At 72.1% G+C, this 18,140-nt stretch carries 18 protein-coding genes; 9 read left to right on the top strand and 9 right to left on the bottom strand.

All coding sequences use genetic code 11. The features are described 5' to 3' along the window. Positions 1–23 precede the first annotated feature (23 nt). Positions 24–1,367: an MFS transporter gene (locus GR130_RS24500; RefSeq protein ID WP_159506706.1), complete on the top strand. Its 1,344-nt coding sequence runs from the start codon at positions 24–26 to the stop codon at positions 1,365–1,367. A 39-nt stretch (positions 1,368–1,406) separates the two neighbouring features. Here the strand turns inward: GR130_RS24500 and GR130_RS24495 are convergent, their stop codons facing one another. Continuing rightward, positions 1,407–1,901: a MarR family winged helix-turn-helix transcriptional regulator gene (locus tag GR130_RS24495; protein ID WP_159506705.1), complete on the bottom strand. Its 495-nt coding sequence runs from the start codon at positions 1,899–1,901 to the stop codon at positions 1,407–1,409. 52 nt (positions 1,902–1,953) lie between these two features. On the opposite strand from GR130_RS24495, the gene GR130_RS24490 reads away from it, so the two are divergent. Then, a complete protein-coding gene (locus GR130_RS24490; protein ID WP_159506704.1) occupies positions 1,954–2,658 on the top strand; it encodes a TIGR03086 family metal-binding protein in 705 nt (234 codons plus the stop codon). Positions 2,659–2,952: 294 nt separating this feature from the next. Here GR130_RS24490 and GR130_RS24485 read toward each other — a convergent pair whose 3' ends face one another. The 6 genes from GR130_RS24485 to GR130_RS24460 all read right to left on the bottom strand — a co-directional run bounded on the left by GR130_RS24485 (position 2,953) and on the right by GR130_RS24460 (position 9,054). Further along, positions 2,953–4,740: a M4 family metallopeptidase gene (locus GR130_RS24485; protein ID WP_159506703.1), complete on the bottom strand. Its 1,788-nt coding sequence runs from the start codon at positions 4,738–4,740 to the stop codon at positions 2,953–2,955. Between the two features lie 317 nt (positions 4,741–5,057). Next, on the bottom strand, positions 5,058–5,348 hold the full coding sequence (locus GR130_RS24480) for a hypothetical protein (protein WP_159506702.1): 291 nt from the start codon (positions 5,346–5,348) through the stop codon (positions 5,058–5,060). A 147-nt stretch (positions 5,349–5,495) separates the two neighbouring features. After that, on the bottom strand, positions 5,496–5,795 hold the full coding sequence (locus tag GR130_RS41425) for an alpha/beta hydrolase fold domain-containing protein (RefSeq protein ID WP_159506701.1): 300 nt from the start codon (positions 5,793–5,795) through the stop codon (positions 5,496–5,498). Between the two features lie 190 nt (positions 5,796–5,985). Further along, positions 5,986–6,969, bottom strand: coding sequence for an acyl-CoA dehydrogenase family protein (locus GR130_RS24470; protein WP_159506700.1), 984 nt, complete (start codon positions 6,967–6,969; stop codon positions 5,986–5,988). Next, complete coding sequence (locus tag GR130_RS24465; RefSeq protein WP_159506699.1) at positions 6,969–8,138, bottom strand: acyl-CoA dehydrogenase family protein; 1,170 nt, start codon at positions 8,136–8,138, stop codon at positions 6,969–6,971. Before GR130_RS24465 ends, GR130_RS24470 begins: the two co-directional genes overlap by 1 nt. A gap of 31 nt (positions 8,139–8,169) precedes the next feature. Beyond that, on the bottom strand, positions 8,170–9,054 hold the full coding sequence (locus tag GR130_RS24460; RefSeq protein WP_159506698.1) for an enoyl-CoA hydratase: 885 nt from the start codon (positions 9,052–9,054) through the stop codon (positions 8,170–8,172). A gap of 176 nt (positions 9,055–9,230) precedes the next feature. Here GR130_RS24460 and GR130_RS24455 point away from each other — a divergent pair, with 176 nt between their 5' ends. Genes GR130_RS24455 through GR130_RS24440 form a run of 4 tightly spaced genes read left to right on the top strand, consistent with a single transcriptional unit; the run spans position 9,231 to position 12,050 of the window. Continuing rightward, entirely contained in the window at positions 9,231–9,503 is a 273-nt protein-coding gene (locus GR130_RS24455; protein ID WP_443043653.1) for an acyl-CoA dehydrogenase family protein, read from the top strand. Next, the gene (locus tag GR130_RS24450; protein WP_159506697.1) at positions 9,500–10,279 is read left to right on the top strand and encodes an SDR family oxidoreductase; all 780 of its coding nucleotides are present in this window, start codon (positions 9,500–9,502) and stop codon (positions 10,277–10,279) included. Before GR130_RS24455 ends, GR130_RS24450 begins: the two co-directional genes overlap by 4 nt. Then, positions 10,272–10,856, top strand: a complete 585-nt coding sequence (locus GR130_RS24445; protein ID WP_159506696.1) for a TetR/AcrR family transcriptional regulator — start codon at positions 10,272–10,274, stop codon at positions 10,854–10,856. Before GR130_RS24450 ends, GR130_RS24445 begins: the two co-directional genes overlap by 8 nt. Positions 10,857–10,892: 36 nt before the next feature. Next, positions 10,893–12,050, top strand: a complete 1,158-nt coding sequence (locus GR130_RS24440) for an acetyl-CoA C-acetyltransferase (RefSeq protein ID WP_159506695.1) — start codon at positions 10,893–10,895, stop codon at positions 12,048–12,050. Positions 12,051–12,159: 109 nt separating this feature from the next. Here GR130_RS24440 and GR130_RS24435 read toward each other — a convergent pair whose 3' ends face one another. Next, positions 12,160–12,927: a phytanoyl-CoA dioxygenase gene (locus GR130_RS24435; protein WP_159506694.1), complete on the bottom strand. Its 768-nt coding sequence runs from the start codon at positions 12,925–12,927 to the stop codon at positions 12,160–12,162. A gap of 239 nt (positions 12,928–13,166) precedes the next feature. Next, on the bottom strand, positions 13,167–13,613 hold the full coding sequence (locus tag GR130_RS24430; protein WP_159506693.1) for a hypothetical protein: 447 nt from the start codon (positions 13,611–13,613) through the stop codon (positions 13,167–13,169). A 301-nt stretch (positions 13,614–13,914) separates the two neighbouring features. Here GR130_RS24430 and GR130_RS24425 point away from each other — a divergent pair, with 301 nt between their 5' ends. From GR130_RS24425 to GR130_RS24415, 3 genes are all read left to right on the top strand, one after another. Continuing rightward, complete coding sequence (locus tag GR130_RS24425) at positions 13,915–14,169, top strand: hypothetical protein (protein WP_159506692.1); 255 nt, start codon at positions 13,915–13,917, stop codon at positions 14,167–14,169. 635 nt (positions 14,170–14,804) lie between these two features. After that, positions 14,805–16,349: a carboxylesterase/lipase family protein gene (locus GR130_RS24420; protein ID WP_159506691.1), complete on the top strand. Its 1,545-nt coding sequence runs from the start codon at positions 14,805–14,807 to the stop codon at positions 16,347–16,349. 447 nt (positions 16,350–16,796) lie between these two features. Beyond that, positions 16,797–18,032 carry an acyl-CoA dehydrogenase family protein gene (locus GR130_RS24415; RefSeq protein ID WP_159506690.1) on the top strand — a complete coding sequence of 412 codons (1,236 nt, stop codon included), beginning with the start codon at positions 16,797–16,799 and terminating at the stop codon, positions 18,030–18,032. Positions 18,033–18,140: the final 108 nt, after the last annotated feature.

Genomic DNA, 18,140 nt, shown 5'->3' with positions numbered 1-18,140 from the left:
ATCTACGGGACGACGGTCGGGCGATGACCGACGCACCGCACGCGGACGGCGCTCCGCTGCCCCCGATTCCGGCACGGCGCTGGGCCTACGTCATCCCGGTCGCCGCGATCATGTACATGCTGGCGTACCTGGACCGCAACAACATCTCCGTCATCCTCCCCTACATGCACGGCGATCTGGCGCTCTCGCACGCCGACCAGGGGCTCGCCGGCGGCATCTTCTTCGTCGGCTACGTCTTCCTGCAGATCCCGGCCGCGGTCCTCGCCCAGCGCTGGAGCGCCCGGAAGACCGTGCTGATCCTCATGGTCGCCTGGGGGCTGTCCGCGATGCTCTCCGGTCTCGTCCGGACCCGCGGCCAGTTCTACGTGGCGCGCTTCGTCCTCGGCTTCTTCGAGGGCGGCGTCTGGCCGGCGGTGCTGATCCTCCTCGCCTCGTGGTTCCCGCTGCGCGAACGGGCCCGCGCCAACGCGCTCTGGATGGCCTGCCTGCCGCTGTCCTCCGTCCTGATGGCGCCCTTGTCCGGCTGGATGCTCGACCACGCGGGCTGGCGCTGGGTGCTCGTGCTCCAGGGGCTGCCGCCGCTGCTGTGGGCGGTGGTGTGGTGGTTCACGGTCGCCGACCGGCCGGCGCAGGCGCGCTGGATCTCCCGGGCCGAGGCCGCCCACCTGGAGCGGGCGCTCGCCGCCGACGAGGCCGCCAAGTCCCCGGCGGGCGGCGGCTCGTACCGGGACGCGGTCCGGCAGCGGCCGGTCCTGGTCCTCATCGGTGTCTACTTCTTCTGGATCACCGGCTTCTACGGTTTCAGCCTGTGGCTGCCCTCCGTCATCAAGGAGCTGACCCACAACGGCTCCCCGACGGAAGTCGGGCTGCTCACCGCGATCCCGTTCACCGTCGCGCTCGTCGCGATGATCGGCAACGCCGCCTGGTCCGACCGCACCGGCCGGCGGCGGCAGGCGGTGGCCGTCCCCCTGGTGGTCGGGATCGCCGCCCTGCTCCTCGGGCAGGCCGTGCACGGCGCGCTGCCCCGGATGCTGTTGCTGTGTCTCACGGCCGCCGCGGTGTACGCGCCCTACGGCCCGTTCTGGGCGATCCCGGGGCAGCTGCTGCGGTTCGAGGCGGTGGCGGTCGCGATGGGCCTGATCAACGCCCTGGGCAATCTGGGCGGGTTCGCCGGGCCGTATCTGGTGGGGTGGCTCACCGATGCCACGGGGTCGAGCCTGACCGGCTTCGCGGTGCTGGCCGGGTTCCTCGCGGTGGCCGTCCTCCTGGTGGCGCTCGGATTGCGCCCCGGCTCCCGGTTGCCGTACGAGCCCTCCGGGTGTCTGCCCGCCACGACGGCCAATACGCCGCCGAACGCGGCGAGTTGACGGTACCGGTCCGTCACCGCTGCCGGCGCCTTCCCTACGTCATCGGCCGTCCGCGGCCCTGCGCGGCGACAGCTCGGGCAGGGCGGCGTGCAGAGCCTGGAGGCCGCGCAGGAAACCGTCCCGGTCGGCGGCCGGCAGCCGGGCCAGTAGCCGCTCCTCGCCGCGCTGGATGTCCGACTGGACCGCGTCGCGCAGCCGCCGGCCCTCGGGGGTCAGGGAGAGCAGCCGGACCCGCCGGTCCCCGGGGTCGGGCTGACGGCGGATCAGTCCGCGGGCCGCCAGGTCGTCGAGGACCGGGATGATCCGGGTCTTGTCCGCCCGGATGGTCTCGGCCAGGGCGGCCTGGGTGCGGATCGGGGTCTCGTCGAGGTGCAGCAGTACCGAATACGCCCACATGGCCAGGCCGTGCGCGTCGAGTACCGGCTGCTCCAGGGCGGTCAGCGCCCGGCCCAACGGCACCAGCATCGCGGCCAGATCGGGGCGGGTCGGCCGCCCCGCGGAGGAGGTGTCCAGGTCAGCTGCGTTCTCGGCCATGGACAGGAAAATACCCCTTGACAGATCATGTGCTCACGCAGATCGTAAGCGCATGCCTATTAACTCTGCCGAACCGCACACCGCGAGCCCGGACCCGTACGGCGCGGGTGCGCCCTCCGCGGAGCCCGACCGCCCGGCGTTCGACCGCCTCAGGAGGCTCAACGCCCGCGCGGTGCGCGACAGCGCGGCGCTGGTGAGCCGGCTCGCCCCCGGGGACCTGGTGCGGCCGACGCCCTGCTCGGAGTGGGACCTCGCCGCCCTGCTCGGCCACATGACCGCTCAGCACCGGGGCTTCGCGGCGGCGGCCCTGGGGCGGGGGGAGGACCTGGCGCACTGGGCGGTCCGCCCGCCGGGCGACCGGATCCCGGACGTGGTGGCGGACCACCGCTCGGCCACCGAGGAGGTCATCGCCGCGTTCGCGGCCGTGGACACCCCCGGCCGGCAGTTCGCCCTCCCCGAATTCACCACCGACCGGACCTTCCCCGCGATCCAGGCCATCGGCTTCCATCTCATCGACTACGTCGTCCACGGCTGGGATGTCGCCCGCAGCCTCGGCCTCGCCTACGACCCCGACCCCGAACTGCTCGCGGCGGCCCTCCCGATCGCCCGCGCGGTCCCGGACGGCGAGGCCCGGCTCGCCGCCGGCAGCTCCTTCAAGCCGGGGCTGTCGGGCGCCGAGGGCGCGGGTGTGCTGGAGCTGATCCTTACGGCGCTGGGGCGCGCGCCCGAGTGGCGGGCGGGGGAAGCGGTGCGGTGAGGGGCGGGTGGCGGCGCGGGGCGGCTCGCGGGCCGGGCCGGTGAACGCCAACTCGCCCAGCGGGCCGGCCGGTTGCCGATTCGGCTATCGTTGCGTCCGCTGCATGCGCCGTGCCACCCGTCCGTGCTCCCGCAACTTCCCCATCGGCTCCGGAAGTCGGGGCTCGCCGCGGTCGACGAGGACCCGGCCGCCGACGATCGAGGTCCGGGCGCGGGACGGGCCCGCACCCGTCGACCGCCACGCGCGGGTGCCCCCGCGCGTGGCGGGGGCACCTGTCGGACGGGGCGGGTCGGCTCAGCCCTTGCCGGGGGCGTTGGCGGCGGTGACGTTGACGGCGGCCCAGGCGCGGTCGACCGTCTTGTACGCGGTGCTGCCCGCGCCGTAGAGGTCCTTGGCGGCCTTGAGGGTCGCGATCCGGGCGTCGTGGAAGTCGGTGGTGGAGACCATGTACCGGGTGAGTGCCCGGTAGAAGATCGCCGTCGCCTTGTCCCGGCCGATGCCGGTCACCTTCGCGCCGTCGTAGGTGGGGGAGTCGTAGGCGAAGCCCCCGATGGTCTTCTTCCCGCTGCCCTCGGCGAGCAGGTAGAAGGCGTGCGAGGAGACGCCGGAGCCGGCGTGCACCTCGGTGTCGTGGGTCTGCTTCGACCAGTAGTCGACGGTGCCTTCGAGCTTGTCGAGGGAGGGCTTGTCGAGCCGGCGCAGGAACTTCTGCTGGAGGCCCAGCTTTTCACCCATGAGGTAGTTCGGGGGGTTCTTCGGGTTGTTGGTGGCGAACTCGACCGCGGTGCCGAAGATGTCCGCCAGCGACTCGTTGAGCGCGCCGGGCTCGCCGAACTGGTTGCCCTCGGCGTCGACGCGGGTGGGCTGGAGCTTCGCGGTCGCGTCGACCACGCCGTGGGTGAGTTCGTGGCCGGTGACGTCCAGGACGACCAGCGGCTGGGTGAAGGTCTTGCCGTCGCCGTCGCCGTAGAGCATGCAGCCGCAGTCCGAGGACCAGTAGGCGTTGCCGACGTTCTTGCCGAAGTGCACCAGGGCGTGCGCGCCGGCGCCGTCGTTCTTGATGCCCTTGCGGCCGAAGGTCTTCTTGTAGAAGTCCAGGGTGCTGGTGATGCCGTACTGGGCGTCGACGGCGGCGGTGGTCGGGTCGGCGGCGGTGCCGTTGCCCCAGTGGTCGGTCGTGCTGGTGAGCGCCTTGCCGTCGGCGAACTTGTCGAGTTCCCTGCCGCCGGCGTCGCGGGTCTCGGTGTTGCCGCGGGTGCTGTCCTTGAGGGTGAACGCGGCCTTGCCGGTCTGGGTGGTGGACAGCGGCACGGTGCCGACGAAGAAGGACGAGCCGGTGCCGGTCGCCGGGGCGGGGAAGCCGCCGGCCTTGCCGGGCGTGGCAGTGGCGGACGCGGCGGCGGCCGGGCCGGTGGCGGGCGCGAGCCGCTCGCCGCGCTGCCGGAGCGTGCGCTGCAGGGAGGGCGACAGGAAGGAGTCGGCGGCCGGGATGTCGCTGAGCACGCCACCGGTGGTGGCGTCGACGACGACGGTCCGGGCGCCGCCGGACTCGGCGGTGCGGCTGTCGTCGACGTGCACCCGGTAGGCGAGCGTCGTGCGGTTCTCGCGGGCGTCCACGACCAGTTGGGGCTCGCCGGCCCGGCCCTGGGCAACGGAGGCGGCCTTGGCCGCGGCCTGCCGGCCGGTGAGCTTCGGGTCGGTGGTGGTGACGTCGACCTGATGGCGGGAGGCCCGGGTGACGCCCTCGTAGGCGGAGTTGGCGCCCAGGTGGATGACCAGGTCGCCGCCGAGCACCGGCAGTCCGCGGTGGCTGCGGAGGAAGCGCACGTGCTGCCGGCCGTCGGGGTCGACCAGGGTGTCGGTGGCCTGGAGGGTGTCCTGGCTGCCGACACCGGTCGCCGCGGAGTGCGCGTAGGCGGCGGCGCGGGCAGCGTCGACGACGGAGGGGGAAGCGGAAGAGGGGGCGGAGGGGGTGGCGGGGGCGGCCGTGGCGGCGCCCGCGGTTCCGGAGGTGAGGGTGGCGGCCGTGGTCACGGCCACGGCTATCGCCAGGTGGTACCTGCGTATGTGGGGTCTACGCACCGGTGTGGGTCCTTTGGGCTGCGGGGGCGGCCGGCTCGCCAACCGCCCGTACGCACGGTGCCGTTGGGCACCGTGGGGGTTGTGTGGCCCCGCGCAAACCCTGGTATGTCTGGCATGCGCATGTAAAGGAAAATGATCGATTTCCGATGCGAAGAATTCAAAAATTGACAATTCATCAGCTTTAGGTAGTCACAAGGTGACCAAATGTGTTCTGGGAGGGGGGACGCACGACGCGGTACGAGGGTTGCCCGGCATGGCAGGGGCCGGGACAGCGGCTGCTGTCCCGGCCCGGATCGTCCTGGGCGCCCTCGCGGGCGCTACATATGGAAGAGTTCCTCCAGCGACGCATGCGCCTTCTCGCCGCCGCGCACCGCCTCCACCACGGCCTGATGGAAGGTCCGGCTGTCCTCTTCCGAATGGCAGGGCACGGGGCTGCCGACCATGGTGTACCAGTCCGACGACCCGGTGTACTGCACGGCCACGTGCGCCTCGTCCTCCGACCACGTGGTGTGAATGGTCAGGTCGCCCTGCATCGGGCCGATCTCCTCGGTGCGCACCGCGCCGGGGCGGGCGTGGATCCCCACCGTGGTCCAAGATGCCCAGGTCATGATGTTCCCCTCGGTCCCAAGGGCCCCGGCCGGCCGCCGGGCGCGGTGCTTCAAGTCTGGCACCTGAGGTGCGGCGGCGCACCGTATCGACAGGCCGCCACGGCTCCCGCTCACTGTGTCACCATCCCTCCTCCATCCGCCCGTCACTCAGCCGTCACACAGGGTGCCGGCCGGCCAGTCGCCGACCGCACGGAGCGCCCGGTCCGCCGCCGGCAGTCGGCCGGCCGCGCCGAGGAAGCCGCGGAAGGTCCCCCGGCATTCGTCGACGCGGACCGCCACGCCCGCCCGCCGCAGGGCGCGTCCGTACGCGCGCCCCTCGTCCCGCAGCGGGTCGCACTCGGGCAGGACGAGGAGCGCGGGCGGCAGCCCGGTGAGGTCCGGGGCCATGCCCGGGGAGGCGTACGGGTGCCCCGGGGCGCCGTGCGGGCCCAGGTGCATGACGCCCATCGCTACTTCAAGCGCGCGCACGGGAGCGCCCAGCTCTTCGGCGCACCTGCCGAACACCGCCGGCGACTGGCCGAGGAACCGGGATTGACGGACCTTCCGCGCGTCGGCTGAAGGCGGTGCCGCGCAAGGAGCCGCCCCCGTACCTCGGTCGGATCGACGGGTACGGCGGCGGTGGCGCGCGCGGGCGGCGCTATCCGGCCAGGACCCGGGCGCGGCACTCGGACGGGGTGCCCCAGGCGTCCCGCAGCGGGCGGGCCTTGCGGATCCGGAGGGAGAGGTCCGGCTCGTCCGTGTAGCCGAGCGCGCCGTGCAGCTGGAGCGCGGTGCGCGCCGCGGTATGGCATGCCTCGCCCGCCGCCACCTTCGCCGCCGCGATATCCGGGCCGGCACCTGCGGCGTCCCGGGCCAGTGCCAGGGCCGCCGCATGGACCAGCGGCTGCGCGAACTCCAGGGCGAGGAGGGTGTCGGCCAGTCGGTGCTGCACCGCCTGGAACGAGCCGATCGGCACCGCGAACTGGGTGCGCCGTTTGACGTGGCCGACGGTCTCGTCCAGCAGGGCGCGGCCCAGGCCGAGCGCCTGCGCGGCGGTGAGCAGCCGGGCGGTGTCGGTGGCGTACGTGGCGGCCGCGGTGACCGCCGGGCCGCGGGTGAGAACGGTGCCTCCGAGCGGGCGGGACAGCCGGCGGGCCGGGTCGAGCGAGGGCTGCACCGGGCCGTGGGCCTCCGTGCGGCACACCGTGTCGCCCCGGACGACGAAGACCGCGTCGGCGGCGTCCGCGTCCAGCGCGAACGGTGCACCGTCCGCGCACAGCCCGACGATCGCGTCACCGGAGGCGATGCGGGGCAGCCAGGCGTCCGCCGCCCCGGTCTCGCCGAGACGGTCCAGGAAGGCCGCCGCGGCGGCCGTCTCCACCAGCGGGCCGGGTACCGCATGGCGGCCCAACTCGGTGTAGGCGACGGCGAGTTCGAGGGGGAGTGGGCCCAGTCCTCCGTACGCCTCGGGGACCGCGAGGGCGAACACCCCGGTCTCCGCGAGCCGCGCCCACAGGTCGCGGCCCGGCTTGTGCTCCCCGGCCGCCCAGGCCCGCACGACAGCCGGGGTACCGAACGCGCCGAGCATACCGTCCAGCGTCCGCGCGAACTCCCGCTGCTCGTCGGTCAGGAGGAACCGCATCACCGGCGTCCCTTCGGCAGGCCGAGCAGCCGCTCGGCGATGATGTTCCGCTGGATCTCGTTGGTGCCCGCGTAGATCGGGCCGGCGAGGGAGAAGACGTAGCCATCGGCCCAACTGCCGTGTGCGGGAGCCTCGTCGGCGCCGTCGGCGAGGGTGCCGTAGGGGCCGAGGAGGTCGAGGGCGGTCTCGTGCAGGGCGATGTCCAGCTCGGACCAGAAGACCTTGTTCAGGCTGGACTCGGCACCCAGGGTGCCACCGGCGGCCAGGCGCGAGGCGTTGGCGTAGGCGAACAGCCGGTAGGCGCGGGCGCCGATCACGGCGTCGGCCACCCGGTCGCGCAGCGCGGTGTCGCCCGGGTCGGCCGCCGCGTGCCACAGCGCGGTCAGCCGGTCGGCTGCGGCCGTGAAGCGGCCCGGACTGCGCAGGGTCAGCCCGCGTTCGTTGCCGGCCGTACTCATCGCGACCCACCAGCCTCGTCCCGGCTCGCCGATGACGTCCGCGTCCGGGACGAACACCTCGTCGAGGAAGAGTTCGGCGAAGGCCGGCTTGCCGTCCAGCCGGCCGATGGGCCGCACCGTCACACCCGGCGCGTCCAGCGGGAACATCAGATACGTCAGGCCGTGGTGCGGCTTGTCGGTGCCCGGCTCGCTGCGGAACAGGCCGAAGGCGCGGTCGGCGAAGGCGGCCCGGGACGACCAGGTCTTCTGGCCGCTCAGCAGCCAGCCGCCGTCGGTCCGTACGGCCGTGGAGCGCAGCGACGCCAGGTCCGATCCCGACTCCGGCTCGGACCACGCCTGCGCCCAGACCACCTCGCCGGTGGCCATCGGGCCCAGAACGCGGGCGCGTTGCTCCTCCGTGCCGTGTTCGAAGAGGGTCGGCGCGAGGAGGCTGATGCCGTTCTGGCCGACCCGGCCGGGTGCGCCGGCGGCGTAGTACTCCTCCTCGAAGACCAGCCACTGGAGGAGGGAGGCGCCCCGGCCGCCGTACGCCTCGGGCCAGGAGACCACCGACCAGCGGTCGGCGGCGAGCCGGCGTTCCCAGTCGCGGTGCGCGGCGAACCCCTCGCGGGTCTCCAGCGACGGGAGGGGGGTTGCGGGCACGTTCTCCGTGAGCCAGGCCCGTGCGGCGGTCCGGAAGGCGTCCTCGGCGGCGGTGAAGTCGAGATCCATCAGACGCCAACTCCCATGATTTCGCGGTCCATTACGCTCCCGCCTGCCGGGGGCGGGGCGAGCCGTCCGCGCCGTGCCGGCGCATCGCCGCGATGTCCACCCCGGCGAGCGGGTCCGCGGCGGTCTCCGCGTTGTGGGCGTGCGCGAGGTGGTGGAGTCCGAACACCGAGTCCATTCCGGTGTGCAGGCCCTGAAGGTCCTCGGCCTGGTTGACCGCGCGCTTGGTCAGGGCCAGGCCCAGCCGGGGCATCTCGGCGATCCGCAGTGCCAACTCGGTTGTGCGGTCGGCCAGTTCGTCGCGCGGTACGACGCGGTTGACCATGCCCACCTCGTACGCCCGCCGCGCGGTCATCCGGTCGCCGGTGTAGAGGAACTCCCTGGCGATGCGCGGCGGCATCACCCACGGGTGGGCGAAGTACTCCACGCCGGGGATTCCCATCCGTACGACCGGGTCGGCGAAGAAGGCGTCCTCGGAGGCGACGATCAGATCGCAGACCCAGGCGAGCATCAACCCGCCTGCCACGCAAGCCCCTTGGACGGCCGCGACGACGGGTTTGGGTAGCTCCCGCCAGCGGCGGCACATCCCCAGATAGACCTCGGACTCGCGGGCGAAGCGGCTCTCCGCGCCCTCCTTGTCCGAGTGGTCCCACCACAGCCCTGCCGTGCGGTCGAAGGGCAGATGGGCGTCGCGTTCGGGGGTGCCGATGTCATGGCCCGCGGAGAAGTGCCGGCCCGCGCCGGCGAGCACCACGACCTTGACGTCGTTGTCTTCGGCGGCGCGGTAGAAGGCGCGGTCCAGGGCGTAGGTCATCGCGGAATTCTGGGCGTTGCGGTAGTCCGGGCGGTTCATCGTGACGGTGGCGACCGAGCCTTGCCGCTCGTAGCGCACGACGGACGTGTCCTCGCCGGAGGTCATCGGCGACTCCTTCCCTAACAAGTGTTTGGTAGGTTAACGTACGGCCATGAGCAGCGTCGAGGCCCCGCCACCGTCGCGAGCTTCCGCACCGAGTTCCGCAGCCGGCTGCGGGCCGACTTCGCCGGGGAGTTCGCGGACCTGCGGGGCCGCGGCAGCCCCGCTTCGACGCCCGGCGGATGCTGGAGGGCGTCGCCGCCGGAGCGCCCGGTCCGGAGGCGTCCATCGGGAAGATCTCCTGGGCGACCTGGCACCGCGCGCTCGGCGAACTCGCCATGGACATCCGCGGCGCGGACCGCACGCTCGCCGCCGGGGAACCGTACGACCTGGACGACCGGCAGCGGCTGTTCCTCTTCTCCCGCGCCGACACGCTCCACGCAGGCTCGAACGAGATCCAGCGGAACATCGTCGCCGAGCGGGTGCTCGGCCTGCCGAAGGAGGCGCCGGCATGACCCCACCGCCCTACGTACCCGGTCATGATCTGCTCAGCGGGCGGACGGCGGTCATCACCGCCGCGGCCGGTGCCGGCATCGGAGGGGCCACCGCGCGCCGGTTCCTGGAGGAGGGAGCGCGGATCGTCATCGGCGACGCGCACACCCGGCGGCTGACCGAGAGCGCGGCGGCGCTGGCCGCGGAGTTCGGGCCGGACCGGGTCGCCGGGCTGCCCTGTGACGTCACCGACGAGGCGCAGGTCGAGGCGCTGCTGGCGCTGGCCGAGGAGCGGCACGGCCGGCTCGACATCGTGGTCAACAACGCCGGGCTCGGCGGCACCGCCGAACTCGTCGAGATGACCGACGCCCAGTGGGGCAAGGTCATCGACGTCACGCTGAACGGCACCTTCCGCTGCACCCGCGCCGCACTCCGCCGGATGCGGACCTCGGGCGGCGGCGTGATCGTCAACAACGCCTCCGTCATCGGCTGGCGCGCCCAGCGCGGCCAGGCCCACTACGCCGCCGCCAAGGCCGGGGTGATGGCCCTCACCCGCTGCGCCGCGCTGGAGGCCGCCGACCACGGCGTACGGATCAACGCGGTCGCGCCCAGCCTCGCCATGCACCCGCACCTGGTGAAGGTCACCACGCCCGAACTGCTGGCCGAGCTCACCGCGAAGGAGGCGTTCGGCCGCTACGCCGAGCCCTGGGAGGTCGCCAATGTCATCGTCTTCCTGGCCGGCGACTACGCCTCCTACATGACGGGCGAGACCGTCTCCGTCAGCTCCCAGCATGCCTGAGGAGCGCCGCCGCGAACTCCTCGCCACCGCCGCGGAGGTGTTCGCCGCCCACGGCTACGACGCCACCACCGTCCGGCAGATCGCGGATGCGGCCGGAATGCTCGCGGGCAGCCTCTACTACCACTTCGACTCCAAGGAGTCGATGCTCGACGAGATCCTGTCCACCTTCCTCGACGAGCTGCGGGCCGGCTACGAGGCGGTCCTCGCCGCGCGGCTCGGCCCCCGCGAGACCGTCGAGGCCCTGGTCACCGAGTCCTTCCGGGAGATCGACCGGCACCGCGCGGCCGTCGCGATCTACCAGAAGGAGGCCCGCCACCTGGCCGCCCAGCAGCCGCGGTTCGGCTGTCTCGCCGACGCCCGGGACAAGTTCGCCGGGGCCTGGCTGGGCACCCTGGAGCGCGGGGTGGCCGCCGGGGTCTTCCGCGCCGATCTCGACATCCGGCTGACGTACCGGTTCGTCCGCGACACCGTCTGGGTCGCCGCCTCCTGGTACCGGCCGGGCGCACAGCACAGCCCCGAGGAGATCGCCCGCCAGTACCTCACGACGGTGCTGGACGGCATCGCCTTGCGGACCTGACCGGCACCTCCGCAGAATCAGACCAAGGAGTTCACCATGCCCGAGGCGTACATCGTCGATGCGGTCCGCACCCCGGTGGGGAAGAAGGGCGGAGGGCTCTCGGCCGTCCATCCCGCCGATCTGGGCGCCCATGTGCTGACGGCGCTGATGGCGCGTACGGGCGCCGACCCGGCCGCCGTCGAGGATGTCGTCTTCGGCTGCCTGGACACCGTCGGTCCGCAGGCCGGGGACATCGCCCGGACCTGCTGGCTGGCCGCCGGGCTGCCCGAAGAGGTGCCCGGGGTCACCGTCGACCGGCAGTGCGGCTCCTCGCAGCAGGCCGTGCACTTCGCCGCCCAGGGCGTGCTCTCCGGCACCCAGGACCTGGTCGTGGCGGGCGGGGTGCAGAACATGTCGCAGATCCCGATCGCCTTCGCCAGCCGCCAGGCCGCCGACCCCCTGGGCCTCACCCAGGGCCCGTTCGCCGGCTCCCAGGGCTGGCGGGCCCGCTACGGTGACCAGCCGGTCAACCAGTTCCACGGTGCCGAACTGATCGCCACCACGTGGGACATCTCCCGCCAGGACATGGAGGAGTTCGCGCTCCGCTCCCACCAGCGGGCCATCCGCGCGATCGACGAGGGCCGCTTCGACCGCGAGATCGTCCCCTACGGGGAGTTCACCACCGACGAGGGGCCGCGCCGCACCACCTCGCTGGAGAAGATGGCCGCCCTCGCGCCGGTCGTCGAGGGCGGCCGGCTGACCGCCGCCGTCTCCTCGCAGGTCTCCGACGGCGCGGCGGCGATGCTGCTCGCCTCGGAGCGGGCGGTGGCCGAGCACCGGCTCACCCCGCGTGCCCGGATCCACCACCTCTCGGTCCGCGGCGAGGACCCGATCCGGATGCTCTCCGCCCCGATCCCCGCCACGGCGTACGCGCTGAAGAAGGCCGGGATGACCATCGAGGACATCGATCTGGTCGAGATCAACGAGGCGTTCGCGCCGGTCGTCCTGGCCTGGCTGAAGGAGACCGGTGCCGACCCCGAGCGGGTCAACGTCAACGGCGGCGCCATCGCCCTCGGCCATCCGCTGGGGGCGACCGGCGTCCGGCTGATGGCGACGCTGCTGAACGAACTGGAGCGCACCGGAGGGCGGTTCGGCCTCCAGACCATGTGCGAGGGCGGCGGCCAGGCCAACGTCACGATCATCGAACGCCTCTGACCCGGCCACTGCCGCGGGCGGTCCGTCTCGGGTGATCCTGCCGTCTCGGACGGCTTCGTCTCAGGGGGTGGTGTTGCCGGTGTTGCTGCGCGCAGATCATCCCGGGTGCTCAGGAGGACATGGCCAGCCCGGCCGTGATCGCCCGGGCCACCGGAGAAGGGTCGGAGCCATCGACGATGAACCCTTCCCGTACGTGCACGGCGGGCTGGGCCATCATCCGTGGAATCGTCCCCCGGTGCGGCCACGTGGCGGTGTGCACGATGAAGGGATGGCACAAGTAGACATCGCCCGCCTTGCCGGTGGCGTGCGCGGTGGCCCGGCACAGCACCGACGGTCGCCACAGCGATTCGACCTGTTCGGCGGGAACCCCGGTCTCGCCAAAGGGCCTGAGGACCGGCGGGATGTGCAGGTGCGAGCCTTTGACGAGGCGGGTCGGCGCGTCATCGGCGCCGGTGTCGGAGAACAGGAACAGTGCGAGCAACCCCCTTGCACGGGAGCGCAGGTTGACCCAGAAGCCTCCGTCCGGCCCTTCGTAGCTGCCTTCGACGTGATAGCCGGAACCCATCCCCGGGTATTCCTCCGACGGGAAGCGGACGGGGACCGCGCCGCCGACCCGGTCCCGACGGGTCCACCTGCCCGGCCCGATCAGTTCGTCGTATGCAGCGGTCAGCACCGGCGACGTGGCCGCTGCCGTGAACGGCTCGCCGGAAGGGCAGGGGATCTCCACGCTCGGGCGCCAGGTGTCGGGGGCCTCCCGACGGACTCCCCGCTCGCCCAGCGATTCCCAGATCATCTCCCGGCATGCCCTGGCCGTATCCGCATCGAAAGCGCCCCGGACGGCCACGTAGCCGTCGCGTACGAAACCTTCCACGTCCATGCGCCGATGGTGCTCCCGCAGCGCGCGAACTTCACCTGGATTTCCCGCCCGTTGCCGCTGAGCCGCCATGAGACTCCTCGGGCCGCAGGCGGGAAGACACCTGCCGGGTGGAGAACGTGTGCCGGACGGCGCTCCCTCTCGATCCACTGACGCGTACGGCCCCGCGCACGGGCACGCCGAGTGGCGTGCCCGTGCGTCGTTCGCCTACAGCGCTACGTCCACACCGCGCCGGCGTGGCATCAGCGGGAGCGACGCGATGCGGGGCGGTGCGGCCGGAACCGTCGACGGGCGCGCGAACGCCCGTTGTCCGAGGCCGGGCGGTCTCCAGCGGCGGGGGCCTGCGGGGACTTCGCGACTGCCCCGCCGTGCAGCATCAGTAGCGTGCCGGTGGCGAATACCACCAGGAACAGTGCGATCGATCCGGTGGCCATCAGCACGGCGGGGGCGTGGAGCATCTGGTTGGCCAGGGCGAGGACCACGGCGGGCACGCTGCTTCCGGCGGACAGCAGCAGCATGGCGATGCCGATCGCGGACGGCGACATCGACTGGGCCTCATCGGTGGCGACCTCCATTTTGGCGGGGCCGAGCTCCCACCTGAAGGTCAGTCCGGTGCTTTCCTTGAGTACGGCCGCGTCCGCGCGGTTGCTGGGTTCTTCCACGCTGAGGTCGAGATCTCTGGTGGCCATCTCCCACCCTTCTCCCCTCAGCTGTCCTCCGTCTCCTAAACCGCTCACGCCCCGACGTTAGCGATCAGGCGTGAGGTGCATCAACTTTACTTTCTCCGCCCTTACGTGACTGTTACTCAGCACCCACGCACTGGTGACGGAATCGGTCGGTGTTCGACCGCGAAGCACGTCTTGTGCGTGCATCATGTGCGTATCATCCATACGATTGCTTGACAGCGTATGGACGATCGGGCATCTTGGATGGGGTAGAGGTCTGGTCAGGTCAGACCGCGGATGGACCAGACGAAGGGGAAGCCGTCAGATGCCCACCTCGCGTAAGGGAGCCGCTGCCCAGGAGTGGCAGAGCGCCGGCCCGACTCGCATCACCGTCAACCTCGCCCCGAAGGCCGCCGCGGCGCTGGACCAGGCCGTCAAGCTGACCGGTGACACCAAGACCGACACCATCAACCGGGCCCTGCAGATCTACGCCTACCTGGAGAAGGTCACGCAAGAAGGCGGCACCCTCTACACCAGGTCCGCCGACAGCGACGAACTCGAACGCCTCTACTTCGTCTGACCAGCGGAGCAGATGACCCACGAGGGCCGGTCCCTCATCAGGAGTGCCTGGAGGCGCGCGCTGACGGGCCGTTCCGCCTTTTCCGCCCGGAGTTCGGACAGCTGGACCTGCGACCGGCTCGCCACTGGGCGACTGAACTCCCCACCTGCAGCCCGGCGGTCCTCCGGTTCAGTCGGGGATCACTTCGACGCGTTGGCGGTTGAGCGGATGCCGGGGGAGGTACGGCTGTTCCACGGCGATGGGGAATGCGTAACCGTGGGCCAGGCTCGCCATCACGATTCATCCCGACGACTCCACGAACTACCGTGCGTCGGGGCGGCGGCGGGTCGTGTACGCGGGCCGCACTTCGTGGGTGGGCAAGGGCACCGAGGGAGAGCCGTCAGGACTGTTCTCGGGCCGCTGTCCAGGGTGTTCCGAGACGCTCGCGTCATCGAGGTCCTGAGCCCTCACCCGACACGGCGTCGTGAGGTCGGCGGGCAGTGAGACGGTGGCTTCCGCGGTGGAGCAACTGCACCGTCTGGAAGCGGGGCTGCGCACGCAAGGACCGGCAGAACTCCTGGTGCGCTGATCGCCGGGGGACGTCGAGCCCAAAACCGGTCGTGCGGGCGCCCGTTGATGAGCGAGACTGACGCGCGATGAGTGAGCAACCATGCGGTGTCGAAGCAGCCTTTCGGACGGCCGGTGGCCGGGTGCGGGGCAGAGGGGCCGGCGACGGCGTCACCGCCGTCCTCGGTATCCCGTACGCGGCCGCGCCGTTCGGCGCCCGCCGGTTCCGGGAGCCGCAACCGGCTCCTGCCTGGGACGGGGTCCGGGACTGCACGGCCTTCGGCCCCATCGCCCCGCAGTCGGCGGAGCTGCCCGGAGCGCCTGCGTGGCATCCCGGGGACGAGGACGTCCTCACCGTCAACGTGTGGGTGCCGGAGCGTGCGGACGGCGGCGCGCTGCCGGTGTTCTTCTGGATACACGGCGGCGCCAACACGTTCGGCTCCTCCGCCCAGCCCGACTTCGACGGGACGACCCTGGCCCGCGCCGGGTTGGTCGTGGTCAGCTGCAACTACCGGGTGGGCTTCGAGGGCTTCGGGCATGCGCCCGGCTTTCCCGACAACCGCGGGCTGCTGGACCAGGTCGCCGCGCTGTGCTGGGTCCGGGAGAACATCGCGGCCTTCGGCGGCGACCCCGGGAACGTCACCGTCGCCGGGCAGTCCTCCGGAGGAGCCTCGGTGGTCTGCCTGATGGGCATGGAGCAGACACGGGGACTGTTCCGGCGGGCCGTTGCCCACAGCGTGCCCGGTGTCTTCTTCACAGTCGAGCTGGCAGCGGCGGTCACGGAGCGGATCGCGGCGGAGGCGGGGGTTGCCCCGACGGCGGAGGGACTGCTGTCCGTGTCGCCCGAGGCGCTGGTGGCCGCCTCCGACAGAACCGCCGCCCGCTGCGGGACCGACCCCGCGGCGGCGGTCCACGCCTTTGACCCGGTGGTCTTCCAACCCGTCGTCGACGGCGCGGTGCTGCCCGCCGACCCACTCCGCATGCTCGCCTCCGGGACGGCGCGGGAGGTGGACCTGCTGGTGTGCCACGCGTTGGAGGAATACTGGTTCCTCCACGCCGTGGGAGCCGTGCGGGAGGTGACCACCGAGGCGGAACTGGCGGACTTCGCCGAGGCCCTGCGCCTCCCGGCCCACCTGGTGGACGGCTACCGCGCGTTGCTGCCTGACGCTCCGGTACTGGACCGCTACCTCGCGATCTCCGGCGACGCGAAGTTCGGCGAGTACACCACCCGCCTCGCCGAGCACCACGCGAGGGCCGGCGGCCGGGCGTACCTGGCCCGCTTCGCCCGCAGGCGCGGAGAGGCCAGGCCCTGGCACACCGCGGACATCCCCTTCGCCTTCGGCAACCTGGACGCCGTCGGCGCCGACTTCCTCATCGGCGGTGCCCCCGACGACCACGACCGCGCCCTGTCCCGCCGCATGCTCCGCTCCTGGACCGGCTTCGTGGCCACCGGTGACCCGGGCTGGCCGGCGGTCACCGCCGCCGCCACCCCGGTCAAGTCCTGGGCGGTACCCGGCGACCACCTGGTCGGCGACGACACGACCGGGCTCCGCGCCCTGTGGCGCGACGTCCGGTTCGACCCGCTGCGCCCCGGGCAGACGGCCGGGCATCGTGCGCGTTCGGGATCGAGCTGACCCGGTGGCTCGCGTTCTCCGTGGACACGGTCGCGTCCGGAACGGTGCTCGGCGCCAAGCCGGCGGACAGTCCCGACCAGGTCACCGCGATTCTGGGCGCCGACTTCGCCGAGAACTCCCTTGACGACCACAGCATGTGGCGCGACTACGGAATGGCCGAGTTCTTCTGGGGCCGGGAATTGCCCGACCACCCGTGGGAGGGGCACCACTTCACCCTGTACGTGCATCGGCTCACGTACTGGGGCGGCAGCATCGTCAACAGGGCGATCCGCGACCGCTACGGCCGCTTCGACCGCCACCGGCAGGGTGGCCGGAGCATGCCGTGCGGAGGGAGAGGGCGCGGCCCACATCGTTCTGCCATCGTTCGGCGGTTGGTGATGCTTTCATGGGGCACGTCAGGGTGCTCCCCATCTGTGAACGGGGTACCCGAGTGTGGAGGGAGCCCCCATGACGGCAAGCGCGAGGGACCGGGCCACCGGGCCGACGACCGGCACGGGGCCGGTGGCGAACAAGGAGTGGGCCGGGTTACCCGAACGGGCCGCCGGGCTGGTCGAGTTGCTCCGGCGCAATGCCGCCCGCACCGAGCAGGACCGGCGGGTCGCCGAGGAGAACATCGCCGCGCTCGATGAGGCCGGCCTGTTCGGCATCACGAGGCCCGAGAGGCTCGGCGGCCCCCAGGCAAGTATCCGCACCCTCGTCGAGGTGAGTTCGGAACTCGGCCGCGGTTGCGGATCCACTGCCTGGATCACCAGCTTGACCAACGTCTCCGGCTGGCTCATCGGCCTCTATCCCGAACGCACGCAGCGTGAGGTCTACGAAGCCGATCCCCGCGCCCGCGCCTGTTCCGCCCTTCCTCCCCAAGGCACGAGCAAGGCAGCCGACGGGGGGCAGATCATCTCCGGACGGTGGCGCTTCGTGTCCGGCTGCCTCCATGCCGGATGGGCACTGCTCGGTACGCCGGTGACCGGCGCGTCCGGCGAGCAGCTGGACCAAGGGCTGGCACTGGTCCCGATGGACCGGCTGACGATCGAGGACAGCTGGCATGTGGCCGGGATGTGTGGCACCGGCAGCAACACCCTTGTCGCCGAAGGCGTCTTTGTCCCCGCGCACCGCATCCTGTCGGTGACCAAGGCGAGGCGCGGCGAGTATCCGACCGAGTTCACCGACGAGGCCCTGTACCGCGCCGCGTTCGTCCCCACGCTCGCCCTGTCGCTCGCCGGCCCGCTGCTGGGCCTCGCCCGCGGCGGACTGGAACTGGTGCTGGCCTCCCTCGCCGAGGGGCGCGGTATTTCGCACACCCTCTACGAGGAAGCCCGCGAGGCGCCCGCGACTCAGACGCAGCTCGCAGAGGCCGCTCAACTGATCGACACCGCCACCCTGCACCTGATGCGTGCGGCCGACGACGTGGACAACTGGGCGGCGAGCGGCCGGTGCATGCCCCTGCCCGACCGGGCCCGGGTGCGCATGGACGTCGCCACCCTCGTCCGCCGTTCACGGGAGGCGCTGGAGATCCTGCTGACCGTGCAGGGGGCCAGGGGCTTCGCCGACGGAAACCCGTTGCAGCGCATCTGGCGGGATCTGGGGACCGGCAGCCGGCACGCGATGATCAATCCCGCCATCGCGGCCGAGATCTACGGTCGTGCCCTGCTCGGCATCGAGGAGCAGATCACCCCGCTGATCTGAGTGGTCTGCCGAGAGGCTGGGCTGCGGCAGCTCGCCCCACCACTGCGGGACGACCAACCCACCTTGCCTATGCGGACTTCACATGGCCCCACAGTCCCGATCGGGATC

Origin of the sequence: Streptomyces sp. GS7, assembly GCF_009834125.1 — a bacterium.
Taxonomy (GTDB): domain Bacteria; phylum Actinomycetota; class Actinomycetes; order Streptomycetales; family Streptomycetaceae; genus Streptomyces.
The sequence above is the reverse complement of the archived record's forward strand: the minus strand, read 5'-3'. Positions and strand labels throughout refer to the sequence as shown.